The organism is Bradyrhizobium sp. HKCCYLRH3059 (assembly GCF_051168035.1).
In the GTDB taxonomy this organism is placed as follows: domain Bacteria; phylum Pseudomonadota; class Alphaproteobacteria; order Rhizobiales; family Xanthobacteraceae; genus Bradyrhizobium.
In genome coordinates this window covers 39,510-64,288 of the sequence record NZ_JBNPUF010000008.1, presented here as the reverse complement: position 1 = coordinate 64,288, position 24,779 = coordinate 39,510, and the positions used below count along the sequence as shown (strand labels likewise).

At 66.4% G+C, this 24,779-nt stretch carries 23 protein-coding genes; 18 read left to right on the top strand and 5 right to left on the bottom strand.

The window, feature by feature from the left end:
- Window positions 1-29: 29 nt before the first annotated feature.
- The 9 genes from ACQR13_RS24410 to ACQR13_RS24370 all read left to right on the top strand — a co-directional run bounded on the left by ACQR13_RS24410 (window position 30) and on the right by ACQR13_RS24370 (window position 8,626).
- Window positions 30-929: a LysR family transcriptional regulator gene (locus ACQR13_RS24410; RefSeq protein WP_316191800.1), complete on the top strand. Its 900-nt coding sequence runs from the start codon at window positions 30-32 to the stop codon at window positions 927-929.
- Window positions 930-1,371: 442 nt separating this feature from the next.
- A complete protein-coding gene (locus ACQR13_RS24405; RefSeq protein ID WP_434863314.1) occupies window positions 1,372-2,748 on the top strand; it encodes an MFS transporter in 1,377 nt (458 codons plus the stop codon).
- Between the two features lie 48 nt (window positions 2,749-2,796).
- Window positions 2,797-3,822 carry an amidohydrolase family protein gene (locus tag ACQR13_RS24400; RefSeq protein ID WP_008971778.1) on the top strand — a complete coding sequence of 342 codons (1,026 nt, stop codon included), beginning with the start codon at window positions 2,797-2,799 and terminating at the stop codon, window positions 3,820-3,822.
- Between the two features lie 17 nt (window positions 3,823-3,839).
- On the top strand, window positions 3,840-4,535 hold the full coding sequence (gene ligK / locus ACQR13_RS24395) for a 4-carboxy-4-hydroxy-2-oxoadipate aldolase/oxaloacetate decarboxylase (RefSeq protein ID WP_011925385.1): 696 nt from the start codon (window positions 3,840-3,842) through the stop codon (window positions 4,533-4,535).
- A 2-nt stretch (window positions 4,536-4,537) separates the two neighbouring features.
- Window positions 4,538-5,476 (top strand): NAD(P)-dependent oxidoreductase, encoded by a 939-nt coding sequence (locus ACQR13_RS24390; RefSeq protein ID WP_315715630.1) that lies wholly within the window; start codon window positions 4,538-4,540, stop codon window positions 5,474-5,476.
- An 8-nt stretch (window positions 5,477-5,484) separates the two neighbouring features.
- Window positions 5,485-6,399, top strand: coding sequence for an amidohydrolase family protein (locus tag ACQR13_RS24385; RefSeq protein ID WP_434863313.1), 915 nt, complete (start codon window positions 5,485-5,487; stop codon window positions 6,397-6,399).
- 12 nt (window positions 6,400-6,411) lie between these two features.
- Complete coding sequence (ligA, locus tag ACQR13_RS24380; RefSeq protein WP_257168873.1) at window positions 6,412-6,801, top strand: protocatechuate 4,5-dioxygenase subunit alpha; 390 nt, start codon at window positions 6,412-6,414, stop codon at window positions 6,799-6,801.
- A complete protein-coding gene (locus ACQR13_RS24375; protein ID WP_315715633.1) occupies window positions 6,802-7,665 on the top strand; it encodes a class III extradiol dioxygenase subunit beta in 864 nt (287 codons plus the stop codon).
- A 1-nt stretch (window position 7,666) separates the two neighbouring features.
- On the top strand, window positions 7,667-8,626 hold the full coding sequence (locus tag ACQR13_RS24370) for a Gfo/Idh/MocA family oxidoreductase (protein WP_315826462.1): 960 nt from the start codon (window positions 7,667-7,669) through the stop codon (window positions 8,624-8,626).
- A gap of 57 nt (window positions 8,627-8,683) precedes the next feature.
- Here the strand turns inward: ACQR13_RS24370 and ACQR13_RS24365 are convergent, their stop codons facing one another.
- The 3 genes from ACQR13_RS24365 to ACQR13_RS24355 are packed head-to-tail and all read right to left on the bottom strand — an operon-like array spanning window position 8,684 to window position 11,581.
- Window positions 8,684-9,838 carry an ABC transporter substrate-binding protein gene (locus ACQR13_RS24365; protein WP_315826461.1) on the bottom strand — a complete coding sequence of 385 codons (1,155 nt, stop codon included), beginning with the start codon at window positions 9,836-9,838 and terminating at the stop codon, window positions 8,684-8,686.
- Between the two features lie 24 nt (window positions 9,839-9,862).
- On the bottom strand, window positions 9,863-10,714 hold the full coding sequence (locus ACQR13_RS24360; RefSeq protein WP_315826460.1) for an amidohydrolase family protein: 852 nt from the start codon (window positions 10,712-10,714) through the stop codon (window positions 9,863-9,865).
- Between the two features lie 24 nt (window positions 10,715-10,738).
- Window positions 10,739-11,581 (bottom strand): shikimate dehydrogenase, encoded by an 843-nt coding sequence (locus tag ACQR13_RS24355; RefSeq protein ID WP_315751987.1) that lies wholly within the window; start codon window positions 11,579-11,581, stop codon window positions 10,739-10,741.
- A gap of 251 nt (window positions 11,582-11,832) precedes the next feature.
- On the opposite strand from ACQR13_RS24355, the gene ACQR13_RS24350 reads away from it, so the two are divergent.
- Window positions 11,833-13,317 carry an AMP nucleosidase gene (locus ACQR13_RS24350; RefSeq protein WP_315715638.1) on the top strand — a complete coding sequence of 495 codons (1,485 nt, stop codon included), beginning with the start codon at window positions 11,833-11,835 and terminating at the stop codon, window positions 13,315-13,317.
- Between the two features lie 20 nt (window positions 13,318-13,337).
- On the opposite strand, the gene ACQR13_RS24345 is transcribed toward ACQR13_RS24350, so the two are convergent.
- Window positions 13,338-13,661, bottom strand: a complete 324-nt coding sequence (locus ACQR13_RS24345; RefSeq protein ID WP_409977936.1) for a winged helix-turn-helix transcriptional regulator — start codon at window positions 13,659-13,661, stop codon at window positions 13,338-13,340.
- 181 nt (window positions 13,662-13,842) lie between these two features.
- On the opposite strand from ACQR13_RS24345, the gene ACQR13_RS24340 reads away from it, so the two are divergent.
- Window positions 13,843-14,961 (top strand): NADH:flavin oxidoreductase, encoded by a 1,119-nt coding sequence (locus ACQR13_RS24340; protein ID WP_315767957.1) that lies wholly within the window; start codon window positions 13,843-13,845, stop codon window positions 14,959-14,961.
- A gap of 104 nt (window positions 14,962-15,065) precedes the next feature.
- Here ACQR13_RS24340 and ACQR13_RS24335 read toward each other — a convergent pair whose 3' ends face one another.
- Window positions 15,066-16,229 carry a cytochrome P450 gene (locus ACQR13_RS24335; RefSeq protein ID WP_315767959.1) on the bottom strand — a complete coding sequence of 388 codons (1,164 nt, stop codon included), beginning with the start codon at window positions 16,227-16,229 and terminating at the stop codon, window positions 15,066-15,068.
- Between the two features lie 133 nt (window positions 16,230-16,362).
- Between ACQR13_RS24335 and ACQR13_RS24330 the strand changes: the two genes are divergently transcribed.
- From ACQR13_RS24330 to ACQR13_RS24300, 7 genes are all read left to right on the top strand, one after another.
- Window positions 16,363-17,283: a helix-turn-helix domain-containing protein gene (locus tag ACQR13_RS24330; RefSeq protein WP_434863312.1), complete on the top strand. Its 921-nt coding sequence runs from the start codon at window positions 16,363-16,365 to the stop codon at window positions 17,281-17,283.
- Window positions 17,284-17,455: 172 nt separating this feature from the next.
- Window positions 17,456-18,628, top strand: coding sequence for a 4-hydroxybenzoate 3-monooxygenase (pobA, locus tag ACQR13_RS24325; protein WP_316226639.1), 1,173 nt, complete (start codon window positions 17,456-17,458; stop codon window positions 18,626-18,628).
- A gap of 322 nt (window positions 18,629-18,950) precedes the next feature.
- A complete protein-coding gene (locus tag ACQR13_RS24320; protein ID WP_434863311.1) occupies window positions 18,951-19,979 on the top strand; it encodes a LacI family DNA-binding transcriptional regulator in 1,029 nt (342 codons plus the stop codon).
- Between the two features lie 118 nt (window positions 19,980-20,097).
- Window positions 20,098-21,546 (top strand): xylulokinase, encoded by a 1,449-nt coding sequence (xylB, locus tag ACQR13_RS24315; protein WP_315715645.1) that lies wholly within the window; start codon window positions 20,098-20,100, stop codon window positions 21,544-21,546.
- A 4-nt stretch (window positions 21,547-21,550) separates the two neighbouring features.
- Entirely contained in the window at window positions 21,551-22,873 is a 1,323-nt protein-coding gene (xylA, locus tag ACQR13_RS24310; protein ID WP_315767971.1) for a xylose isomerase, read from the top strand.
- 46 nt (window positions 22,874-22,919) lie between these two features.
- Window positions 22,920-23,675, top strand: a complete 756-nt coding sequence (locus ACQR13_RS24305; protein ID WP_315715808.1) for an ATP-binding cassette domain-containing protein — start codon at window positions 22,920-22,922, stop codon at window positions 23,673-23,675.
- Entirely contained in the window at window positions 23,675-24,772 is a 1,098-nt protein-coding gene (locus ACQR13_RS24300; protein WP_434843951.1) for an ABC transporter permease, read from the top strand. Before ACQR13_RS24305 ends, ACQR13_RS24300 begins: the two co-directional genes overlap by 1 nt.
- Window positions 24,773-24,779 lie beyond the last annotated feature (7 nt).

Here is a 24,779-nt window from a genome sequence, read left to right as displayed (position 1 = left end):
CTGACGCTTGATGGTCGAGGCGTTCACCCATGAACCTCAAGCAGCTCGAATATTTCGTGCAGGTCGCCGAGCTCGGATCGTTCAGCAAGGCCGCGTCCGTGCTCGACGTCGCGCAGCCGGCGCTGTCGCGGCAGGTGCGGGCGCTGGAATCGGAGTTGAAGCAGCAGCTGTTCGCGCGCAACGGGCGGGGCGTGGCGCTGACCGAGGCCGGCAAGCGGCTGCTCGACCACAGCGTCGGCGTGCTGCAGCTGGTGGCGCATGCGCGCGAAGATCTCGGCGCCAGCCGCGATGCGCCGGTCGGCCGCGTCACCATCGGTCTGCCACCGAGCATCGCGCGGCAATTGACGCTGCCGCTGATCGATCGCTTCCGCAAGGAGTATCCGGCGGCGCGACTGGCCGTCGTCGAGGGGCTGTCGACGCATGTGGTGGAGTGGGTCACCACCGGACGCATCGACGTCGGCATGGTCTACAATCCGGAAGCCCAGCCCGGCATCGAGATCACGCCGGTGCTGCAGGAGCCGTTGGCGCTGGTGAGCCACGCGCCCAAGGGCAAGCGCCGCGTCACCGCGCCGCTGCCGATGGCCGAGCTGTCCCGCTACCAGCTGATCATGCCGGAGCGGGTGCACGCGATGCGGCGCCTGCTGGAGACGCAGGCGGCGCTCGCCGGCATCAAGCTCGACATCGCCTGGGAGGTGTCGAGCGTGCCCTCGATCATCGATCTCGTCTGCGCCGGCTACGGCCACGCCGTGCTGACCCCGAGTGGCGTCGCCGCCTCGGGCCGCGCCAGCGAGCTCGCCATCCGCCCACTGACCGAGCCCGCCCCGACCAGCGTGCTGTGCTTCGTCACCTCGGCACACAAGCGCCCGACGCCGCTGGCGCAGCAGACCATCAAGCTGGCGACCGCGCTGATCCGGAAGCTGCCGCGGTGAATCGCGGGTGATCTCGGCTCGGGCAGTGCCACCCTCCCCTGGAGGGGGAGGGTCGCTCGCACGCGAAGCGGGCGAGCGGGGTGGGGTGAAGCCATGGGCACCGGTGCATCTGGAGAGATCACCCCACCCCGCCTCACGGCTCGCTTCGCTCCCCGTGAGCCGACCCTCCCCCTGCAGGGGAGGGTGGAGACCGCGGTGTCTGAGCCGTGCGAAAGCCAACAGCGGAGTTGTTCAGACCCATTCTAAAATCAGCATGGCTCATCTGATATCTTATGCCGTTTCAGAATAGCTGATAGAAGCCCCCGGGCGCTGGCGCGGGCCGGCGCGCTCGGTCACATACCCGGTCAAGCCGCCGAAGCAGCAGGGCCGATCCCGTCAGGGATCGCGCGCCCTGCGGACCTCGGCCAACGCGCCAGAACAGCACCCCAAGGAAGCAGAAGCGATGCCAACGACCGCCCGTGTCGACGTCCAGGCCTTTCTCGACGACCACCCCTTTTCCGGCTTCCAGTGGCTGATCTTCGCGCTCGGCTTCGTCATCGTGCTGCTCGACGGCTTCGACACCGCGGCGATCGGCTTCATCGCGCCGTCGCTCCTGAAGGAGTGGGGCATCGAGAAATCGGCGCTGGGACCGGTGCTGAGCGCGGCGCTGTTCGGTCTTGCCGGCGGGGCGCTGTTCGCGGGGCCGATCGCCGATCGTCTCGGCCGCAAGCTGGTGCTGGTCGGCTCCGTGCTGGTCTTCGGCATCGCCTGTCTGGCCTCGGCGTTCGCGACCAACCTCACCGAGCTCACCGTGCTCCGCTGCGTCACCGGCATCGGCCTCGGTGCCGCCATGCCGAATGCCGTGACCCTGCTCAGCGAGTACTGTCCGGGCCGGCTGCGCGCGACCATGACCAACCTGATGTTCTGCGGCTTTCCGCTCGGCGCGGCCTGCGGCGGCTTCCTCGCGGCGTGGATGATCCCGCAATGGGGCTGGCGCAGCGTGCTGGTGCTCGGCGGCGTCACGCCGCTGGTGCTGACCGTGCTGCTGATCGCGATCCTGCCCGAGTCGGTGCACTACCTGCTGTCGCGCGGCGCGAGCGTCGAGCGCGTCCGCAAGGTGATGCGCCGGATATCGGCTGCAGCCTCCGATGTCGGCCAGTTCGTGATGCTGGAGCCGGAGCACGCCGAGACCACCCGGCGCGTCAACGCGACTGGCATCGGCATGGTGCTGTCGCCGGTGCTGCGCGTCGGCTCGGTGATGCTGTGGGTCACCTATTTCATGGGGCTCGTGATCTTCTACTCGCTGATCAACTGGATGCCGGTCCTGTTCAAGGATGTCGGGCTCAATCCGCAGACCGCGACCCTGATCTCGGCGCTGTTCCCGCTCGGCGGCGTCGGCGCGGTGTTCTTTGGCCTGCTGATGGACCGCTTCAACGCCAACCGCATCGTCGCGGTCGGCTACGCCCTGACCGCGGTGACGATCTTCCTGATCGGGCAGGCGGTCGGCAACATGGGCTTCCTGGTAGTGATCGTGTTCGTCGCCGGCGTCGTCATGAACACGGCGCAGTCGTCGCTGCCGGCGCTGGCCGCCTCCTTCTATCCGACCCAGGGCCGGGCCACCGGCGTGGCCTGGATGATGGGCATCGGCCGCTTCGGCGGTATCGCCGGCTCATTCCTGGTCGCCGAGCTGACCGCGCGCCACCTGACCTTCAGCGAGATTTTCACCGTGATCGCGGTTCCCGGCTTGATCGCGGCGCTCGCCCTTGTGGTAAAGCAGGTCGTGGGACCGGGAGGCCGCGGCAGCGGCGAGGATGTCGGCTCCGCCGTGGTGGCGCATTGAGCGGCGCGCGCCACCGCAAGACACAGAAGCTTTGAGGGAGAGACTGACGTGATCATCGACGTGCACGGCCATTACACGACGGCTCCGAAGGCGCTGGAAGAGTGGCGCAACCGGCAGATCGCGGGCATCAAGGATCCGTCCGTCATGCCGAAGGCCTCCGAGCTCAAGATCAGCGACGACGAGCTGCGCGAGAGCATCGAGAGCAACCAGCTCAAGAAGATGAAGGAGCGCGGCAGCGACCTCACCGTGTTCTCGCCGCGCGCGAGCTTCATGGCTCACCACATCGGCGACTTCCAGGTGTCCTCGACCTGGGCCGCGATCTGCAACGAGCTGTGCTACCGCGTCAGCAAGCTGTTCCCGGACAATTTCATCGGCGTCGCGATGCTGCCGCAGTCGCCGGGCGTCGACCCCAAGACCTGCATTCCCGAACTGGAGAAGTGCATCAAGGAATACGGCTTCGTCGGCATCAACCTCAACCCGGATCCCTCGGGCGGCCACTGGACCTCGCCGCCGCTGTCGGACCGGCACTGGTATCCGATCTACGAGAAGATGGTCGAGCTCGACATCCCCGCGATGATCCACGTCTCGACCAGCTGCAACGCCTGCTTCCACACCACGGGCGCACACTACCTCAACGCCGACACCACCGCGTTCATGCAGTGCCTCACGTCGGACCTGTTCAAGGACTTCCCGACGTTGAAGTTCCTGATCCCGCATGGCGGCGGCGCGGTGCCGTATCACTGGGGCCGGTTCCGCGGCCTCGCCCAGGAGCTGAAGAAGCCGCTGTTGAAGGATCACCTGCTCAACAACATCTTCTTCGATACCTGTGTCTATCACCAGCCGGGCATCGACCTGCTCACCGGCGTGATCCCGATCGACAACATCCTGTTCGCGTCGGAAATGATCGGCGCCGTCCGTGGCATCGACCCGGAGACCGGCTTCTACTACGACGACACCAAGCGCTATATCGAGGCCGCCAAGCTGACCCCCGAGCAGCGCCACCAGATCTATGAAGGCAATGCACGGCGCGTGTTCCCGCGGCTCGACGCCGCGTTGAAGGCCAAGGGCAAGTAATCTAAAGGGCAGGCGATATGAGCACCCCCATGAACAATCTCGGCATCGTCAAGACGAAGATCACCCGCGCCGACAAGGCAGCGGTGGAGAAGCTGTCCAAGTTCGGCGTCGCCACCATCCACGAGGCGATGGGCCGCGTCGGTCTGATGCAGTGCTACATGCGCCCGATCTATCCGACGGCGAAAATGTGCGGCACGGCCGTCACCGTGCTGCTGCAGCCCGGCGACAACTGGATGCTGCATGTTGCGGCCGAGCAGATCCAGCCCGGCGACGTCGTCGTCGCCGCCTGCACGGTCGAGAACACCGACGGCTTCTTCGGCGATTTGCTGGCGACCAGCTTCCGCGCCCGCGGCGCCCAGGGCCTCGTGATCGACGGCGGCGTGCGCGACGTTGCTGATCTGACTGAGATGCAGTTCCCGGTGTTCTCGCGCGCCATCTCGGCTCGCGGCACCGTCAAGGCCACGCTCGGCTCGGTCAACATCCCGATCGTCTGCGCCGGAGCTGCCGTCAATCCGGGTGACGTGATCGTCGCCGATGTCGACGGCATCGTCGTGGTGCCGGCCGCGGTCGCCCACCAGGCAGCCGACGCCGCTGCTGCGCGCGAGGCCAACGAGGCCGACAAGCGCGAGAAGCTCGCGTCCGGCGTGCTCGGCCTCGACATGTACAAGATGCGCGAGCCGCTGGCGAAGGCCGGGCTCAAATACATCGATTGAGCATGACCGCGGCGTCCAACCCAAATCCTTCGAACCGATGGCATGTCGGGCTGATCGGCTACGGCGAGGTCGGCAAGATCCTCGCCGAGGATCTGCGCAAGGACGGCGTGCGCGTCTCGGCCTATGACGTCAAGCTGGCCGACTCGCGCGGCGACGCGATGCGTGACCACGCCGACAGCATCGGCGTGACGCTGGCCGCATCGCATGCGGAGCTGGCGGCGGAGGCCGACTTCATCGTCTCCGCGGTGACCGCCAGCCAGGACGTGGCCGTCGCCGAGGCCTGCGCTGCAGCCATCAAGCCTGGCGCGTGGTTCCTCGACTTCAACTCGGCCTCGCCCGGCGCCAAGCAGCGCGCCGCCGCGCTGATCGACGGCGCCGGCGGCCGCTATGTCGAGGGCGCGGTCATGACCTCGGTGCCGCCGTATCGCATCAAGGTGCCGCTGCTGCTCGGCGGCGCCGGCGCGCGCGAGTTGGCGCCGCTGCTCAACGATCTTGGCTTCGCCGCCAAGCCCGCCAGCGACAAGCTCGGCGTCGCCTCGGCGACCAAGATGTGCCGCAGCATCATGATCAAGGGCCTCGAGGCGATGGTGATCGAGAGCTTCACCACCGCGCGCGCCTATGGCGTCGAGGACGCGGTGCTAGCTTCGCTGCAGGAGACGTTCCCCGGCATCGACTGGGAGAAGCAGGGCGCCTATTTCTTTCAGCGCGTGATCGAGCATGGCCGCCGCCGCGCCGAGGAGGTGAGGGAGGTTGCCGAGACCGTGCGCGACATCGGGCTGACGCCGTGGTCGGCGGAAGGCACCGCCGAGCGCCAGGCCTGGGTCGCCGATCTCGCCGATGGCGGCCTGTTCGGCACCCGCGGCACCAAGGAATTCGCGCGCAGCCCGGACTGGCGCACCGAGGCCGATCGCATTCTCAACAAGATCAAGTCCAAGGAGTAGGGAACCTCATGGAGTTCCAGAAGACCCCGGGATGGCTCGATTGGTATGACGGCCCGTCGAAGCCGCGCTTCAAGGTGCCGGCCGGCAGTGTCGATGCGCATTGCCACGTGTTCGGCCCCGGCGCCGAATTCCCCTATGCGCCCGAGCGCAAGTACACCCCGTGCGACGCCTCCAAGCAGCAGCTCTATGCGCTGCGCGACCATCTCGGCTTTGCCCGCAACGTCGTGGTGCAGGCGACCTGTCACGGCGCCGACAACCGCGCCATGGTCGATGCGCTGGTGCATTCGAACGGCAAGGCCCGCGGCGTTGCCACCGTCAAGCGCAGCGTCAGCGACGCCGAGCTGCAGGCGATGCACGACGCCGGCGTGCGCGGCGTCCGCTTCAATTTTGTCAAGCGCCTGGTCGACTTCACGCCCAAGGACGAGCTGATCGAGATCGCCAACCGCATCAGCAAGCTCGGCTGGCATGTCGTGATCTATTTCGAAGCCGTCGACCTGCCGGAGCTATGGGACTTCTTCACCTCGCTGCCGACCACCGTGGTCGTCGACCACATGGGTCGCCCCGATGTCACCAAGCCGGTCGACGGTCCGGAGTTCGAGCTGTTCGTGAAGTTCATGCGCGAGCACGGCAACGTCTGGTCCAAGGTGAGCTGCCCGGAGCGTCTCTCGGTCAAGGGACCGCCGGCGCTGAATGGCGAGCAGAACGCCTATCGCGACGTGGTGCCGTTTGCGAAGCGCATCGTCGAGACCTTCCCGGATCGCGTGCTGTGGGGCACCGACTGGCCGCATCCGAACCTGAAGGACCACATGCCCGACGACGGCCTGCTGGTCGACTTCATTCCGCATATCGCCGTCACCGCGGAGCTGCAGCACAAGCTCCTGGTCGACAATCCGATGCGGCTGTACTGGCCCGACGAATCCTGAAGGAGGGAAGCGATGTCGCTCGACAAACCCTATACCGACGTTCCCGGCACGACCATCTTCGACGCGGACATGTCGCGGATGGGCTATCACCTCAACCAGTTCTGCATGTCGCTGATGAAGGCGGAGAACCGCGCCCGCTTCAAGGCCAATGAGCGCGCCTATCTCGACGAATGGCCGATGAGCGAGGAGCAGAAGCAGGCGGTGCTCGACCGCGACCTCAACCGCTGCATTGCGCTCGGCGGCAACATCTACTTTCTCGCCAAGATCGGCGCGACTGACGGCAAGAGCTTTCAGCAGATGGCCGGCAGCATGACCGGCATGACCGAAGACCAGTACCGCGAGATGATGATCAAGGGCGGCCGCTCGGTCGAGGGCAACCGCTACACCGGGGAGAAGAAGTAAATGGCCCATATCTCCGCAAGCGTCTTCACCTCGCACGTCCCGGCGATCGGCGCAGCCCTCGACCTCGGCAAGACCGGCGAGGATTATTGGAAGCCGGTCTTCGCCGGCTACGACTTCGCCAAGCAGTGGGAGAAGGAGCAGAAGCCGGACGTCGTATTCCTGGTCTTCAACGACCATGCGACCGCCTTCAGCCTGGACATGATTCCCACGTTCGCGATCGGCACCGCGGCTGAATATCAGCCGGCCGACGAGGGCTGGGGCCCGCGCCCGGTCCCCAAGGTGATCGGGCATCCGAAGCTCGCCGCGCACATCGCGCAGTCGGTGATCCAGGACGATTTCGACCTCACCATCGTCAACAAGATGGACGTCGATCACGGCCTCACCGTGCCGCTCAGCCTGATCTTCGGCCAGGTCGATGCCTGGCCGTGCCCGGTGATCCCGTTCGCCGTCAACGTCGTGCAATATCCGGTGCCGTCCGGCCGCCGCTGCTTCATGCTCGGCAAGGCGATCCGCAAGGCGATCGAGAGCTATGACGAGCCGCTCAACGTGCAGATCTGGGGCACCGGCGGCATGAGCCACCAGCTGCAGGGGCCGCGCGCCGGCCTGATCAATCGCGAATGGGACAACATGTTCCTGGACAAGCTGATCAACGATCCGGAAGGCCTGTCCAAGGTGCCGCATATCGAGTACGTCCGCGAGGCCGGCAGCGAGGGCATCGAGCTCGTGATGTGGCTGATCGCGCGCGGCGCCATGAGCGACGTCAACGAGACCAAGAAGGGCAACGCGCCGACCGTGCGTCACCGCTTCTATCATGTGCCGGCGAGCAACACGGCCGTCGGCCATCTGATCCTGGAGAACAACTGATATGGTCAAGACCATCAAGGTCGCGCTCGCCGGCGCCGGCGCCTTCGGCATCAAGCATCTCGACGGCATCAAGAACATCGACGGGGTCGAGGTGGTGTCGCTGGTCGGCCGCCGCTTCGACCAGACCAAGGAAGTCGCCGACAAATACGGCATCAAGCACGTCTCGACCGAGCTCGCCGACAGCCTCAAGCTGCCGGAGGTCGATGCCGTCATCCTCTGCACGCCGACCCAGATGCATGCGGCGCAGGCGATCGACTGCCTCAAGGCCGGCAAGCATGTCCAGGTCGAGATTCCGCTCGCCGACTCGCTGAAGGACGCGCAGCAGGTGGTGGAGCTGCAGAAGGAGACCAAGCTGGTCGCGATGTGCGGCCACACCCGCCGCTTCAATCCCAGCCACCAGTTCGTGCACAAGAAGATCAAGGCCGGCGAATTCCACATCCAGCAGATGGATGTGCAGACCTACTTCTTCCGCCGCACCAACATGAACGCGCTGGGCCAGCCACGCAGCTGGACCGACCATCTGCTGTGGCACCACGCCGCCCACACCGTCGACCTGTTCGCCTATCAGGCGGGCTCGCCGATCGTGAAGGCCAATGCGATCCAGGGTCCGATCCACCCGACCCTGGGCATCGCCATGGACATGTCGATCCAGCTCAAGGCCGCCAATGGCGCGATCTGCACGCTGTCGCTGTCGTTCAACAATGACGGCCCGCTCGGCACCTTCTTCCGCTACATCGGCGACACCGGCACCTACATTGCCCGCTACGACGATCTGGTGAACGGCAAGGAAGAGAAGATCGACGTCTCCAAGGTCGACGTCTCCATGAACGGGATCGAGCTGCAGGACCGCGAGTTCTTCGCCGCGATCCGCGAGGGCCGCGAGCCCAACGCCTCCGTGGCCCAGGTGCTGCCCTGCTACCAGGTGCTGCACGATCTTGACGTGCAGCTCGCCAAGGGCTGATACTTCTTCCCTCCTCGCGCGCGTTGCGCGTGAGGAGGTTTCTACGATGGCGCAGATCTACGGCGCCTTGGGCGGCTTCAGCTTCGGCAGCGTCGCGACGATCTTCTGCTTGCCGTCGACGATCTCGGCCAGGAAGCTCTCACGGTCGATGTCGCCGTTCTGGTCCCAGCTTGCCTCCATCAGCATGCCCGGCGCCTTGTCCGGCGTCAGCGTCAATCCCTTCATGGTGGCGCCGAAAGCGTGGCCGTCGAACTTGCCGATCATCTCGGTCACGTATTTGACGAGATAGACCGCGGTATAGCCCTTGATGCCGTTATGGTCGGGCCAATAGCGGTAGCGCTCGTTGAACTTCTTCGCAAAGGCCTGGATGGCTGGGACCGGCGCATCCGCACTCAGGCCGACATGGCCGCGCACGCCGTTGGCGGCGGGGCCTGCGAGCTCCACGACCTTCTGGCTGAGCAGCGTCGTCTCTCCGAACAGCGGCACCGACAATCCCTGACGTTTGGCCTCGATCAGGAAACGCGCGCTTTCTTCCTCGTTGGTGTAGACGAAGATCGCGTCGGCCTTGACGTTCTTCAGCTTGATGACGTCGGAGCCGAAATCGACCTGGCCCTGCTCGGTCGACAGGTCGGACACGACGTCGATGCCGCGGGCCTTCATCTCCTTGACGAAGCTGTCGCGGCCGCCTTTGCCGAAATCGTTGTTCACCCAGACCACCGCGACGGACTTCACGTTCAGCTGGTCATGCAGATAGTTGGCGATCTTCGGCATGCTGAACTGCTGGCCGAAGGCGGTGCGGAAGATCCAGGGATTGCCCTGCGTCGTGATATCGGCGGCCTCGGCGCCGACGATCTGCGGCACCTCGGCCTGCTGCGTCAGCGCCATGTTGACCTTGACCGAGCCCGAATAGATCGGCCCCAGCACCACATAGGGCTCGCGGTCGAGCACCTTCTGCACCTGGGCCCGGGAGACGCCGGGATTGCTCTGGGTGTCGAGGTGCTCGGTCGCAATCTTGCGGCCGAGAATGCCTCCGGCATTGTTGATCTCGTCGACCGCCAGGGCGACGCCATCGCGCCAGTTCGTGCCCGACACGGCTCCGGGGCCGGACAGCTCGACGACATCGGGAATGTAGACGGTGTTCTCTGCCCAGGCCAAACCCGCCCACAGTGACATGGCGGCCGCCAAGCCGCTCACTCTTCCCAGATGCCTCATGACGTCCTCCCGATTGTTTTTTGCTTATGATGATGAACTTGCGGGTGCCTCTGCAAAACCCAGTAGTCGCGACGGCGTTCGCCATAGCAGCCGGTGCTGATCGTCCGGGTCCGGAAAGATCTCGGTAATGCCGGCCAGCAGCGGCCCGTAGTCGAGGCGTTCGGGCGCGCGCAGGAACGGCCAATCGGAGCCCCACACGCAGCGATCGAGCGTGAAGGCCTCGACCAGCGCGGCGATGAATGGCCACGTGTCGGCGTACGGATAGGGCTGGCGCGCGAATTTGTAGTAGCCGGACAGCTTCACATGCGCGTCGCGGTCGCGGCCGAGCGCGAGCAGGGCCTGGAAGGATGGGCGTTGCAGCCCATGCTCCACGGCAGGCCGGCCGCAGTGATCGAACACGAGGCGGACCGTCGACCGCTCGATGAGGGGCAGCAGGTCGAGCAACTGATCCTGCTCGACCTGGACCTGCAGAAACAGATCGAGGTCGGTCAGCTTGTCCAGCAGCGGCGCGGCGTCGCGGTAATAGTCGGTGCCGTGAAACGGCACGTTGAACGCGATGCCGATGACGCCAGCGGCCTTCAACCGCTCCAGTTCTCCGATGTCGACGTCCTTCTCGACGACCGCAACGCCCTTGAACCTGCCATCTCCGAGCCTGAGCGTGTCGAGCAGGATGCGGCTGTCGGAGCCATAGCCGGAATTGGTCGCAACGATCAGCGCGTGCCGGACGTCGAAGACGTCGAGCACGCGAATGAGATGCGCGGCAGGCGCGATTTCCTGGCCGGTCGGACGATAGGGGGTGTCCGGCGCGTAGGGGAAGCGCGCGGGATCGATGGTGTGGAGGTGGCAATCGATCCTGGGGCCTGCCGGAAGTGCCATGGTCGAGCCCTCTCTGACCGACGTTCAGAACGTCGCCTGAATCGCCTTGATCAGTTCGGGCGTGACGTCGGGCAGAACCCCGAACCAGGCCTCGAAGGCGAGGCGGGCCTGGTTGAGCAGCAGGCCGAGCCCGTTCACCGTCGTGCAGCCGCGCCCGCGCGCGTCCACCAGGAAGGGCGTTTCGAGCGGTGTGTAGATCAGGTCCGCGACGAGCGTCTTCGCGGACAGTCGTCCCAGATCGATCTCCAGTGCGGGCTTTCCGATCATGCCGCGATCGGTGCTGTTGATGAGCAGCGCGACATCGGCGACTGCCGCCGAACGATCATCCCACGCCACCGTGCTGATGGCCGTCCCGAATTCGGCTGCGATGGACTGCGCCTTCTCGGTGGTGCGGTTGCTGATGCGGATGTCGCGGGCGCCATTCTCCAGCAGCGCCACAACGACCGCGCGCGCTGCACCGCCGGCCCCGAGCAAGAGAACAGGGCCTTCGTCGGCGCGCCAGTTCGGCCTGGCATCGCGCAGGCTCTGGACAAAGCCGTTGCCGTCATTGTTGAAGCCGCTCAGCGTGCCATCCGCTTCGACCACGATCGTGTTCACGGCGCCGATGCGTCGTGCGGTGTCGTTGACCCGGTGCAGCAGCGGCATCGCCGTCTGCTTGTGCGGCATGGTCACGTTGCAGCCGCGGAATCCGAGCGCCACCAGCCCAGCCAGCGCATCCTTCAGCCGCTCCGGCTGAACCGCGAGCGGGACGTAGGCGCCGCGCAGGCCGTGCGCGTTGAGCCAGAAATTGTGGATCGTGGGCGAGCGGGAATGAGCGACGGGCATGCCGATGACGCCAGCCAATCCGAATCCATTCGCTTGCGACATGCTGCGCGATGACCTCCCTTTTCAGATATCGACCTGTTCCGGCCAATGTGAAGCCGTCTTATGAGCAATGACGCGCACAGGCAATTGAAACATTCGGCCACAAATCCTTGTCGCAATGCAGCGCATCATGGCTCAACGTCCAGTTCATGGGCGTCGTCGCGTGACCCGCCCCCCTGGGCAAAGCCAGGGGTGATTTCTATGATTGCGCAAGTCTGCCTCGACGACCGTCCGCCGGATACAAAGGATCGCCATTGACTGTCCAATCTCCGCCACCCGTGGCAACAGAAACCTTCACCGACGCGGCCGCCGCGGTGGCCCGGCTCGAAGAGATCTACGAGCGCAATACCGCTTTCCTGCGCGGCCATTTCGAGGCCTATGCCAACGGCGTCGTGCCGGCGACACGGATCCGCGCGACCTATCCCTTCGTGCGGCTGACCACCGCAAGTCACGCCCGGCTCGACTCGCGTCTCGCCTATGGCTTCGTCGCGGGGCCCGGCGTGCACGAGACCAGCGTCACGCGGCCGGACCTGTTCCGCTCGTACCTGACCGAGCAGATCCGTCTGTTGATCGAGAATCATGGCGTGCCGGTCGAGATCGGCGAGTCGGCCGAGCCGATCCCGGTGCATTTCGCCTACCGCCGCGACATCAACATCGAGACGGCGCTTCCGCACCACGAGAGCCCGCTGGTGACGCGCTCGCTGCGCGACGTGTTCGACGCTCCGGATCTCGCGACCATGGACGATGCGATCGCCGACGGCACGCTCGGACTGAAGCCCGGCATGCCCGAGCCGCTGTCGCTGTTTCGCGCCGCGCGCGTCGACTACTCGCTGCGCCGGCTCTATCACTACACCGGGACCGATCCCGACCATTTCCAGAACTTCGTGATCTTCACGAACTATCAGTTCTATGTCGACGCCTTCGCGGATTGGGGCCGCCAGCAACTGGCGGCCGGGCAGGGTGCAGCCGAGGCCTTCGTCGAGCCGGGCAACGTCATCACCCGCAATGCCCGTCTCGGCGGCGGCACCACCGGCTCCGCGCCGGCGCGCACGCCGCAGATGCCGGCGCTTCATCTCGTCGAGCCGGGGCACCAGGGCATCACGCTGATCAACATCGGTACCGGTCCGTCGAACGCGCGTAACGTCACCGACCACATCGCGGTGCTGCGGCCGCATGCCTGGCTGATGGTCGGCCACTGCGCGGGGCTGCGCAACACGCAGCGGCTCGGCGATTACGTGCTGGCGCACGGCTATGTCCGCGAGGACCATGTGCTCGACCAGGAATTGCCACCCTGGGTGCCGATCCCGGCGCTCGCCGAGGTGCAGGTCGCGCTCGAGGAGGCCGTGGAGACGGTCACCGGCTATTCCGGGTTCGAGCTGAAGCGGGTGATGCGCACGGGCACCGTGGCCAGCGTCGACAACCGCAATTGGGAGATCTCCGGCCCGGCCGTGATCCATCGTCTCTCGCAGTCGCGCGCCATCGCGCTCGACATGGAGTCGGCCACAATCGCCGCCAACGGCTATCGTTTCCGCGTGCCCTACGGCACCTTGCTCTGCGTCTCCGACAAGCCGCTGCATGGCGAGATCAAGCTCGCCGGCATGGCGAGCGACTTCTATCGCCAGCGTGTCGGCCAGCATCTCCAGATCGGGCTGAAGGCGCTGGAGCTCTTGAAGCATCAGGAGTCGGAGCGGCTGCATTCGCGCAAGCTGCGCAGCTTCGCGGAGGTGGCCTTCCAGTAGCGGCCTTTGGCCGCCTGGGATCAGCGACTCCGGCGCTCGTCGAAGGCCTGCCGGGCCTGCTCGACCTCTGGCATCTTGGCGATGGTCCAGGCATAGAGCGCGCGGAACGGGGGCTGCAGGGTACGGCCGAGCGGCGTGATCTCGTACTGAACCGCGACCGGCGAGTCCGCGATCACCTCGCGGGCGACGAGGCCGTTGCGCTCGAGCCGACGCAGGCATTGCGTCAGCGCCTTCTGGGTGACGCCCTCGAGCTGCTTCTTGATCGCGTTGAAGCGCAGTGGACCGGAGTCCAGCACGGCCAGCACCATCATCGACCATTTGTCGGCGATCTGGTCGATCAGCACCCGGCTCGGGCATTCCGACGAGAAGTGCTGCGGCTTGCAGCGGAGCGGGGCGGTCTGTGATGTCGATGCGGCGGTCACGACAGCAGTTTCCTCCGATATACCTGAGCGACTTCGGGTGCCTGATTGACTTCAGGTTTACGAAGTATACTGGAGCGGTTCCGAACGCAATGGAGCCCCCTGAATGTCCGACCTCGATACCAGCGTGCTGTTTCGTCCGTTTCGCCTGAAGTCGCTGGAGCTGAAGAACCGCATCGTCATGGCGCCGATGACCCGCAACGCCGCGCCGAACGGCGTTCCCGGCGAGGCCAACGCTGCCTATTACCGCCGCCGCGCCGAAGGTGGCGTGGGGCTGATCCTCACCGAGGGCACGGTCGTCAACCGCCCGGCCTCGCGCAACGAGCCCAATATTCCCTTCTTCCACGGCGATGCCGCGCTGGCCGGCTGGCAGAACGTGGCGAGCGCCGTGCACACCGCCGGCGGCCGCATCGCGCCACAGATCTGGCACACCGGCTCGACCAAGGGCATGAGCCGCTGGGAGCCCGATGCGCCGGTCGAGAGCCCATCCGGGCTGGTTGCGCCCGGCAAGCCGCGCGGCAACGCGATGACCGAGAACGACATCGCCGACACCGTTGCCGCATTCGCGCAAGCCGCGGCCGACGCCAAGCGCACGGGCTTCGACGCCGTCGAGATCCATGGTGCGCACGGCTATCTGGTCGACGAGTTCTTCTGGTCCGGCACCAACCAGCGCGAGGACCGCTATGGCGGCGCCACCATCAAGGAGCGCTCGCGCTTTGCCGGCGAGATCGTCGCCGCGATCCGCAAGGCGGTGGGTCCCGATTTCCCGATCATCCTGCGCGTCAGCCAGTGGAAGCAGCAGGACTATGCGGCGCGCCTCGCCGAGACGCCGGCGCTGATGGCCGACTGGCTGCAGCCGCTGGTCGCGGCCGGCGTCGACATCCTGCACTGCTCGCAGCGCCGTTTCTGGGAGCCGGAATTCCCGGATGTGGACGGCGAGAAGGGCTTGAACTTCGCCGGCTGGGCCAAGAAGATCACGGGGGCTGCGACCATCAGCGTCGGCTCGGTCGGCTTGTCCGATGAATTCTTCTCGGCCTTCGCCGGCAAGCCGTCGACGACGGCCGATCTCGATGCGCTGCTGGAGCGCATGGCCAAGGAGGAGTTCGACCTCATCGCGGTCGGCCGCGCGCTGATCAGCGATGCCGAATGGGTCGCCAAGATCAAGGCCGGCGACAAAGCGGGCCTGAAGGGCTTCAGCGCAGCGGATCTCGGCGCGCTGGTTTGAGCTCTTGTAGACCCGTTGGTGCCCCTCGTCCGGCGTAAGCGGGGCGAGGGGGGCGTACCGTCAGCGAGGCGCGAGCGCGAGCCTGCCATTAGTCCTTGCGATGACTAATGCACCGTCAGCTCGAGATACATCGGGCTGCGGAAGGTCGAAGACGGCATCCAGGGCAGTTGCTCCTGGGTGCGGCGATAGTCCGGCACGACCTTGTGCAGCTCGTCGAACGCGATCTTGATCGCCATGCGCGCGATCGCCGATCCCAGACAGGCGTGCACGCCGCCGCCGAAGCCGAGATGGCCGCGTGGCTTGCGCCTGATGTCATAAACATCCGGATTGGGAAACTGCCGCTCGTCGCGGTTGGCGGAGCCGTAGGCGAGGCAGACGAAATCGCCCTCGCGCATGGTCTGGCCGTGCAGGGTGACGTCCTTCTGCAGGCAGCGGCGGAAGCGCTGCGCCGAGGTGTTGTAGCGCAGTGACTCTTCCACGGCGTCCGCCATCAGGTCGGGATTGGCGACGACCGCCCGGCGCGCCTCCGCGTGATCGGCGAGATTATACGCCAGCATCGTCATGAAACCGCCGAGCGACTCGATGCCGGCCATGATCAGCGTGGTCGTCGTCAGCAGCACCTCGCGCTCGTCGAGCTTGTCGCCGTCGATCTCGGCCATGCTGAAGTGCGAGATCAGGTCGTTCTGCGGCCGCGCGCGGCGCTCCGCGATGATGCCGGCCGCATAGTCCTGCATCCAGTTGTAGGCTGCGATGTGCTGCGGTCCCTTGGCGCGGCTCACCGGATCGCTCTGCACCATCAGCACCGCCTTGTCGCGCACCGTCTGCTCGTCGCCGAGCGGCAGGCCGAGCGCGGCGAACAACACGCGCACGGTGAATTTCGACGAGAATGCCTCGATGAAGTCGAACCGGTCCTGGCCGCGCAGCGCCTCGGCGCAGTCGCGCGCGATGTCGCGGATCGGGCCTGACAGGCTCTCCAGATTGCGCTTCATGAAGGCATGCTGGACGAGGCCGCGCAGCCGGTCGTGGCGCGGCGGGTCGGTGGTGCCGAGCGTCGCGCCGGCACGGTTCGGCAGCTCGGTCATCAGGTTGCCCTTGGCCGACGAATAGGTCTGCCAGTTCGTTCCGGCCGCCGCCACATCGGCATAGCGCGACAGGATCCACACCTGGGCCTGCGGACTCCAGAAGCAGGGGTGCTCGTCGCGCAGCGTCTTGTAGAACGGGAACGGGTCGGCATCGACCGCAGGCGAATACGGGTCGAACGCGAACATGTTGGGCCTCCTCTCCATTGAGTGTGGTCGTTGTTGTTCTTTTCACTGATCTAGCCGAGCCTTGGCCGCGGCGTGAGACACGAAAGCCGGCCAAGACTTGTACTTTTCCGACATTCAGGGTTAGCTCTCGCTCATGCCCCGCTTTCGCACCAAGCCATCGATCCCCGCGTTCGCGCTGTACGGCGAAGCGTCGGCCGCGCAGCCGGACATGCTGCATGTCGAGCCGATCCAGGTGCGCAGCAAGCTGTATCGCTGGGAGATCGAGGCGCACACCCATCATGGCCTCCACCAGATCCTCTGGGTCGCTGCCGGTCCGGCCGAGATCGCCTTGGACGAAAGCCGAGAGCGCTGTACCGGCCCGGTCGCCGTGATCATTCCCCCCGGCGTCGTCCATGCCTTCCGCTTCTCGCGCGACACCGACGGCTATGTGCTGACGTTCAATCCGCGGGCGGTGGTGGAGGGCGACGTCCCGGCGACCGGCGAGGCGTTGCGCGACTTGTTCGCAACCGCGCAGATCCTGCATCTCGACGCGCAGGCGGTCGCGACGCGGCGCATCGCCGCGCTGTTCGTCGACCTCGCCGACGAGTTCGCCGCCGCCGATTCCGCGGCCTCGCCGGTGCCGCATTGGCTCGGTCGCTCGATCGTGTGGCGGCTGGCGCAGCAGAGCGCGCGGCAGTCGCAAGGCGCGCGGCGCGGCAGCGGGCACGCGGCGCTGTTCACCCGCTTCATCGTGCTGGTCGAGGCGCATCACCGCGATCACTGGTCGGTGGCGCGCTACGCCGACGAGCTCGGCATGACGCCGGAGCGGCTCAATCGGTTGACGCGGGCCGAGACCGGTCAGTCCGCGCTCGACATCGTGCATGCGCGGCTCGCGCGCGAGGCGTGCCGGCGGCTCACCTATATTGCGGCGCCGGTGTCGAAGCTGGCGTTCGAGCTCGGCTTCAAGGACCCGGCGTATTTCTGCCGCTTCTTCAAGCGGCACACCGGGGCGAGCCCGCGCGACTATCGCCGTGCGATGGGCGTCGGAGACGACGCGGCGCCGCCGGCAGGCTGATCGGCGCCGCCCGATACCATTGCGGCGGTCGTTGTGCATCGCGGCATGATGTCGGAAAAGTGCAAGAGAATGCCGCGTCCATCCAAGTGATCCCTGCGCATTCCTTGCTAAAATCCGCGACTGAAAAGCATACCCAACAAGCCTGCGTCTGCGAATCCGGGAGAACACGCCCATGAAAGTCCAAGTCTGCATCATCGGCGGAGGCCCGTCGGGCCTGATGCTGTCGCAGCTCCTGCATCTGCAGGGCATCGATACGATCATCCTGGAGAAATCCAGCCGCGACTACGTGCTGTCGCGCATCCGTGCCGGCGTGCTCGAGCACGGCTTTGCCGAGCTGATGCGCGAGGCGCAGTGCGGCGAGCGCATGGACCGCGAGGGCGAGATCCATCACGGTTTCTACATCGCCCATGACGGCAAGCTCGATCGCGTCGACCTGCACAAATATTCCGGCGGCAACTCGGTGATGGTCTATGGCCAGACCGAGTTGACGCGCGATCTCTACGAGGCCCGCGACAAGCTCGGCGGCAAGGTCGTGCACAACGCGGCCGACGTGACGCCGCACGACATTGCCTCCGACAAGCCCTACGTCACCTACCGTCAGGACGAGGAAGTCGTCCGCATCGACTGCGACTACATCATCGGCGCCGACGGATTTCATGGCGTCAGCCGCAAGTCGATCCCGCACGACAAGCTGACGGAATACGAGCGGGTGTATCCGTTCGGCTGGCTCGGCGTGCTCTCCCGCACCAAGCCGGTGTCGCCGGAGCTGATCTATGCCAAGCACGAGCGCGGCTTCGCGCTGTGCTCGCTGCGCTCGCAGGTGCTGAGCCGGTACTATGTCCAGGTGCCGCTCACCGACAAGGTCGAGGACTGGAGCGACGACGCGTTCTGGGAGGAGCTGAAGCGCCGGCTGCCGGCGGAGATCGCTGGCCGTCTGATCACCGGACCGTCGATCGAGAAGAGCATCGCGCCGCTGCGCAGCTTCGTCGCGGAGCCGATGCGCTACGGCAGGCTGTTCCTGGCCGGCGACGCCGCCCACATCGTGCCGCCGACCGGCGCGCGCGGGCTGAACTCGGCTGCGTCCGACATCTACTATCTCTATCATGCGCTGCTCGACCACTACAAGAAAGGCGACGATCGCGGCATCGACGGCTACTCGCAGCGGGCGCTGGCGCGGATCTGGAAGGCGCAGCGCTTCTCCTGGTGGATGACGACGCTCTTGCATCGTTTCCCCGACCGGCTGTCCTACGACGACAGACTGCAGGATACCGAGCTCGCCTATCTGTTCTCGTCCGAAGCCGCGCAGCGGTCGCTGGCGGAGAACTATGTCGGGCTGCCGTTCTGAGCGAGGTCAACGCGACGCAGTTCGCCTGCGCTGCTTGATGGCACCACGCATCGATAGCCTCGCTGTGGTTCCGGCGAACGCCGGGACCCATACCCAGGGAGCGGTTTGAGGCAGGCTGGCGATTGGCTTTGTGCCCATCCGCCTGCGGCTGCTTCGGCTGGTGCAACTTCGCTCAGCTCGAGATGGAGGGGGCAGACGATCGGGGACGCGCTGTCGGGATTGGCGCCGGCTGCCTCAGTCTGTCGGCTTCCCCGCCCGCCCTCAAAAATGAGTTGCGTACCTCAAAAACCGCGCTATGGTCCTCAACCCAAAGGGGAGGAGCATGAACGCGCCGCTGACATTGCGGGATATTGCGCGGCAGGCGGGCGTGAGCCTCGCCACTGTGGATCGCGTGCTGCACAACCGGCCGGGCGTGCGCCCGGATACGGTGCGACGCGTCAAGGACGCGATGGAGCGCAGCGCGTTCCAGCCGCATGCGGCGGCCTCCGAACTCGCCCGTGCCCGCGCGCGGCGCTTTGCCTTCGTGATGCCGTCCGGCGCCAATCCCTTCATGCAGCAGATTCAGGCGCATCTCGGCGATCTGACGAGCTGGATGGCCGCGCGCCGGCTCACGGTCGATGTGGTCACGACGGACGTGTTCGATGCGGCCGTGCTGGCCGCGAAGCTCGAGCAGCTCGTCGGTCAGGTCGACGGCGTCGCGGTGGTGGCGCTCGATCATCCGAGCGTGCGCGCGGCGATCAACGATCTCGTCGAGTCCGGCGCCAAGGTGGTGACGCTGGTGTCGGACGTGCCGTCGTCGCGACGGCATCATTATGTCGGCATCGACAACATCGCCGCCGGCCGCACCGCGGGCGCGCTGGTCGGACGCTTCGCCGGCGGCAAGGCGGGGCGGGTCGCGATCATGGCCGGCTCGCAAAGCCTGCGCGATCATGCCGAGCGCATCTTCGGCTTCGGCCAGGTCCTGGCGGCGGAGTTTCGGCAACTTGAGGTTTTGCCGGTCGCTGAGGGGCATGACGTGGACGATCGCTCAGAGCACCTCATGCGCAAGCTGCTGACCGAGCATCGCGACATCGTCGGGCTCTACAATGTCGGCGCTGGCACGGCCGGCGTCGCCAAGGCGCTGACCGAGTCGGGGCGCGCCGACAACATCGTGTTCGTCGGCCACGACGTGACGGCACTGACGCGCAAGCTGCTGTTGAACGGCGTGATGGACGCGGCGATTTCGCAGAACCCGGGACACGAGGCGCGCTCCGCGGTGCGCGTGCTCCTGGCGCTGGCGCGCGGCGAGCCGATCCTGAGCGAACAGGAGACGATCCGCATCGACATCGTGATGCGGGACAATCTGCCGTGAGCGGATGGCCGCGATGACGCGGTCGGCCTGAGCACGGAATGAGAAGAGACTGAGGTGCTGGTTTCGAGGCGACGGCAGATCGCCGAAGCGCCTTGCGGTCGACGGGAGGAGTGGAGACGTGTTTCTCGGACTGGATGTCGGCACATCCGGCGTGAAGGCCGTGCTGGAGGACGAGACGGGCGCGCTGATCGCGAGCGCCGCGCGGCCGCTGGCGCTGTCGCATCCGCAGCCGCTGTGGTCCGAGCAGAATCCGGATCACTGGGTCGAGGCCGTCATCGGCGCGGTCGACGATCTCGCGCGGGAGCGTCCGCGCGAGACCGCTGCCGTCAGCGGCATCGGCCTGTCCGGCCAGATGCACGGCGCGACCTTGCTGAACCGCACCGGTCGGCCGCTGCGGCCGGCGATCCTGTGGAATGACGGCCGCTCGCAGGCCGAATGCGCCGAGCTCGAACGCCGCTGTCCCGAACTGCACGCCATCGCCGGCAACCTCGCGATGCCCGGCTTCACCGCGCCGAAGCTCGTCTGGGTGGCGAAGCACGAGCCGAAGATATTTGCCGAGGTCGCGAAGGTGCTGCTGCCGAAGGCCTATGTGCGCTATCGGCTGTCCGGCGAGATGGTCGAGGACATGTCGGATGCGGCCGGCACCCTGTGGCTCGATGTCGGCGCGCGGCGCTGGTCGGAGAAACTGCTGGCGGCGACCGGGCTCGGTCTCGATCACATGCCGCGCCTCGTCGAGGGCAATGAGCGCAGTGCCGCGTTGTCGCCCGAGCTGGCGCGGCGCTGGGGCATGGGCGCTGACGTCGTGATCGCGGGCGGCGCCGGCGACAACGCGGCGAGCGCAATCGGGCTCGGCGCCATCACGCCCGGCGATGCCTTCCTGTCGCTCGGCACATCAGGCGTGCTGTTCCGGGTGACCGACCGCTTCGCGCCAGCGCCGGAAGCGGCCGTGCATGCGTTCTGCCATGCGCTCGGCGGTCTCTGGCATCAGATGGGCGTGATGCTGTCGGCCGCGGCCTCGCTGGCGTGGCTGGCCCGCCTTCTCGAGACGCCGGAAGCCGCGCTGCTGGCGCCGCTCGGTATCAGCGTCGAACGTCCGAGCCCGGTGCAGTTCCTGCCTTATCTCGACGGCGAGCGCACGCCGCACAACGATGCCCATGCCGCCGGCGCCTTGGTTGGCCTGCGCAGCGCAGCCGGCCGCGGTGATCTCGTGCAGGCGGTGCTGGAGGGCGTGGCGTTTGCCTCACGCGACATGTTCGCCGCGCTCGCGCGCAGCGCGCAGCCGATCACAGAGCTCGATCTCGTCGGCGGCGGCTCGCGCTCTTTGTTGTGGGCGCAGATCATGGCCGACGTGCTCGGCGTCACCGTGCACCGGGTCGAGGAGGGCGAGGTCGGCGCCGCCATCGGCGCCGCGCGGCTCGGCCGTCTTGCCGCGACCGGCGCAGCACCGGCCGATGTCTGCCGCAAGCCGCAGCGGCTGCAGAGTTTCGAACCCCGCGCGCCGCAGCGCGCGGCATATGACGCCGCCTACGCGCAATGGCGCAAGCTCTATCCTGCTCTCAAGGAGTAAGGTCGTGAACGTCCAGGCCCCCTTCTTCCAGACCGGCGCGACCGTCAGCTATGGCGGGCCCGAGTCACGCAGCCCGCTGTCGTTCCGTTGGTACGACAAGGATCGCGTCATCCGGGGCAAGCGGATGGAGGATCATCTGCGCTTCGCGGTCTGCTACTGGCATTCGTTCTGCTGGCCGGGCAGCGATCCGTTCGGCGGCGAGACCTTCCTGCGGCCGTGGCAGCATGGCGACGACGCGATGGCGATGGCGCGGGCCAAGGCCGACGTGGCGTTCGAATTGTTCCGGCTGCTCGACGTGCCGTTCTTCACCTTCCACGACGTCGATGCAGCGCCGGAAGGCGCGACGCTGAAGGAGTCGGTTGCCAATCTCAATGCGATCGGCGATCTGTTCGAGCAGAAGATGGCGTCTGCCAAGGTGCGGCTGCTGTGGGGCACCGCCAATCTGTTCTCGCATCGCCGCTACATGGCGGGCGCCGCGACCAATCCGGATCCGGACGTGTTCACCTACGCGGCGGGACAGGTGCGTGCCGCACTCGAGGTGACGCATCGTCTCGGCGGCGCCAACTACGTGCTGTGGGGCGGCCGCGAGGGCTACGAGACCCTGCTCAACACCGACATGAAGCGCGAGCTCGACCAGCTCGGCCGCTTCGTCGCGCTGGTCGTCGAGCACAAGCACAAGATCGGCTTCAAGGGCCCGCTGCTGATCGAGCCGAAGCCGAAGGAGCCGACCAAGCACCAGTATGATTTCGACGTCGCCACCTGCTACGGCTTCCTGCAGCGCTATGACCTTTTGAACGACGTCAAGCTCAATATCGAGCAGAACCACGCCATCCTCGCCGGTCATTCGTTCCAGCACGAGATCGCGCTGGCGCAGGCGCTCGGCGTGTTCGGCTCCCTCGACATCAACCGCGGCGACGATCTGCTCGGCTGGGACACCGACCAGTTCGCGATGAACGTGCCGGAGCTGGCGCTGGTGTTCCACGACATGCTCAAGGGCGGCGGCTTCACCACGGGCGGGCTGAATTTCGACGCCAAGATCCGCCGGCAGTCGATCGATCCGGATGACCTGCTGCACGCCCATGTCGGCTCGATGGATGCCTGCGCGCGGGCGCTGATCGCCGCCGACGAGATGCTGACCGACAGCGCGCTGACCGCGCCGCTGGCGCGGCGCTACGCCGGCTGGGACGGCGACGAGGGGCAGGCGATCCTCGCCGGCCGCCGCTCGCTCGCCGAGCTCGCCGACCGCGCCGTCAACACCGGCCTCGATCCGCAGCCGCGGTCCGGCCGGCAGGAATATCTCGAAAGCGTGGTGAACCGCTATGTCTGACGACAGCAGCCTGCGCACGATGACGAATGACGCTGAGCGCGCCGTGATGAGCACCGCCGCGCAGCCGGTCCTTGAGCTGAAGGGCATCGGCAAGCAGTTCGGCGCGATCCGCGCGCTGCAGGGCGTGGATCTTTCGATCGGCTCCGGCGAGGTCGTCGGCCTGATGGGCGATAACGGCGCCGGCAAGTCCACGCTGGTGCGGATCATCGCCGGCAATTTTCCGCCGAGCCAGGGCACGATCCATTTCGGCGGCCGCGAGGTGCATTTCCATCGCCCGATGGATTCGCGCAGCGTCGGCATCGAGGTCGTGTACCAGGACCTCGCGCTCGCCAACAACCTCACGGCAGCGGCCAACGTGTTTCTCGGCCGCGAGCTGAAGCGCAATTTCGGCCCGCTGGCGCTGCTCGACCACAAGGGCATGGAGGCGCGCGCGCTGGAGCTGTTTCGCGAGCTGCGCTCCGAGACGCGGCCGCACGATCTCGTCAAGGACATGTCGGGCGGCCAGCGCCAGGCGGTGGCGATCGCGCGGACGCGGCTGTCCAACGCCAGACTGGTGATGATGGACGAGCCGACCGCGGCGATCTCGGTGCGCCAGGTCGAGCAGGTGCTGAGCCTGATCCATCGCCTGAAGGAACAGGGTATCGCCGTCATCCTGATCTCGCACCGCATGCCCGACATCTTCGCGGTGTGCGATCGCGTCGTGGTGATGCGCCGCGGCGAAAAGAAGGCCGACAAGCCGGTCGGCGAGACCAGCCCCGAGGAAGTGACCGCGCTGATCACTGGCGCCAAGGAGGCGGCGTGATGTCCGTTCCATCCGAGACCAGCTCCGCCGGCACCGACGTCACCTTCACCAATGTCGGCGTCATCAGATGGTGGCACCGCGGCGTGTTCGCCTCGCAGACAGCCTACGTCACGCTGGCGCTCATCGCCCTCATCATCGTGATGAGCTTCGCCAGTCCCTATTTTCTGACCGAAGGCAATCTGCAGAACGTCGCCAAGAACTTCTCCTTCATCGCCATCGCGACGCTCGGCATCACCTTCGTCATCATTACCGGCGGCATCGACCTGTCGGTCGGCTCGATGATGTGTTTCGCGGCGATGATCACCTCGATGGTGATGACGACGCTATCGACGCCGGGGATGCCGCTGTCGTCGCTGTTCGTGCATCTCGCCGCGGACGGCAAGACCGTGGTCGCGAACGTGCCCGGCCTGATCCTGATCGTCTCGGTGCTGGCAGGCCTGGCGGTTTCGCTGGTGGTCGGCCTGATCAACGGCGCCTGCATCGCCTTGCTCGGGCTGTCGCCGTTCGTGACCACGCTCGGCATGCTGTCGATCGTGCGCGGTCTCAGCTACGTGATCTCGAACGGCAAGGGCAGCTTCCCCGGCGGCCCCGACGCCGATTATTTCTATGCGCTGACGCAGGGCGATGTGTACGGCGTGCCGGCGCCCTTCATCTATCTCATCGTGCTGGCGCTGGTGATGGCGCTGGTGCTGCACCACACCGCGTTCGGCCGCCACGTGTTCGCGATCGGCGGCAACGAGAAGGCCGCGGAGCTCACCGGCGTCTCCGTGCCCCGGGTGAAGATCGAGGTCTATGTGATCGGCGCGCTTGCCGCCGGCCTGCAGGGCATCATCATCTCGGGCTGGCTCGGATCGGCGCCCGCGAACATGGCGACGTCCTACGAGCTCAACGTGATCGCCGCGGCCGTGATCGGCGGCGCCAACCTCGCCGGCGGTCTCGGAGGCCCGCTCGGCGCCATCGTCGGCTGCGTCCTGCTCGAGGTGATCCGTAACGGGCTGGTGCTGGCGCAGGTCAACTCCTACTGGCAGCAGACCCTGGTCGGCGTGATCATCATCGCCGCCGTGCTTGTGGATCGTATCCGCGCGCGCCTGCTGTGACGAATAC

Excerpts from the sequence above, each read along its gene's own strand:
- ACQR13_RS24410 (WP_316191800.1), top strand. The coding sequence starts at position 30 with ATGAACCTCAAGCAGCTCGAATATTTCGTGCAGGTCGCCGAGCTCGGA.
- ACQR13_RS24405 (WP_434863314.1), top strand. The coding sequence starts at position 1,372 with ATGCCAACGACCGCCCGTGTCGACGTCCAGGCCTTTCTCGACGACCAC.
- ligK (WP_011925385.1), top strand. The coding sequence starts at position 3,840 with ATGAGCACCCCCATGAACAATCTCGGCATCGTCAAGACGAAGATCACC.
- ACQR13_RS24390 (WP_315715630.1), top strand. The coding sequence starts at position 4,538 with ATGACCGCGGCGTCCAACCCAAATCCTTCGAACCGATGGCATGTCGGG.
- ACQR13_RS24385 (WP_434863313.1), top strand. The coding sequence starts at position 5,485 with ATGGAGTTCCAGAAGACCCCGGGATGGCTCGATTGGTATGACGGCCCG.
- ligA (WP_257168873.1), top strand. The coding sequence starts at position 6,412 with ATGTCGCTCGACAAACCCTATACCGACGTTCCCGGCACGACCATCTTC.
- ACQR13_RS24375 (WP_315715633.1), top strand. The coding sequence starts at position 6,802 with ATGGCCCATATCTCCGCAAGCGTCTTCACCTCGCACGTCCCGGCGATC.
- ACQR13_RS24370 (WP_315826462.1), top strand. The coding sequence starts at position 7,667 with ATGGTCAAGACCATCAAGGTCGCGCTCGCCGGCGCCGGCGCCTTCGGC.
- ACQR13_RS24365 (WP_315826461.1), bottom strand. The coding sequence starts at position 9,838 with ATGAGGCATCTGGGAAGAGTGAGCGGCTTGGCGGCCGCCATGTCACTG.
- ACQR13_RS24360 (WP_315826460.1), bottom strand. The coding sequence starts at position 10,714 with ATGGCACTTCCGGCAGGCCCCAGGATCGATTGCCACCTCCACACCATC.
- ACQR13_RS24355 (WP_315751987.1), bottom strand. The coding sequence starts at position 11,581 with ATGTCGCAAGCGAATGGATTCGGATTGGCTGGCGTCATCGGCATGCCC.
- ACQR13_RS24340 (WP_315767957.1), top strand. The coding sequence starts at position 13,843 with ATGTCCGACCTCGATACCAGCGTGCTGTTTCGTCCGTTTCGCCTGAAG.
- ACQR13_RS24335 (WP_315767959.1), bottom strand. The coding sequence starts at position 16,229 with ATGTTCGCGTTCGACCCGTATTCGCCTGCGGTCGATGCCGACCCGTTC.
- ACQR13_RS24330 (WP_434863312.1), top strand. The coding sequence starts at position 16,363 with ATGCCCCGCTTTCGCACCAAGCCATCGATCCCCGCGTTCGCGCTGTAC.
- pobA (WP_316226639.1), top strand. The coding sequence starts at position 17,456 with ATGAAAGTCCAAGTCTGCATCATCGGCGGAGGCCCGTCGGGCCTGATG.
- ACQR13_RS24320 (WP_434863311.1), top strand. The coding sequence starts at position 18,951 with ATGAACGCGCCGCTGACATTGCGGGATATTGCGCGGCAGGCGGGCGTG.
- ACQR13_RS24305 (WP_315715808.1), top strand. The coding sequence starts at position 22,920 with ATGAGCACCGCCGCGCAGCCGGTCCTTGAGCTGAAGGGCATCGGCAAG.
- ACQR13_RS24300 (WP_434843951.1), top strand. The coding sequence starts at position 23,675 with ATGTCCGTTCCATCCGAGACCAGCTCCGCCGGCACCGACGTCACCTTC.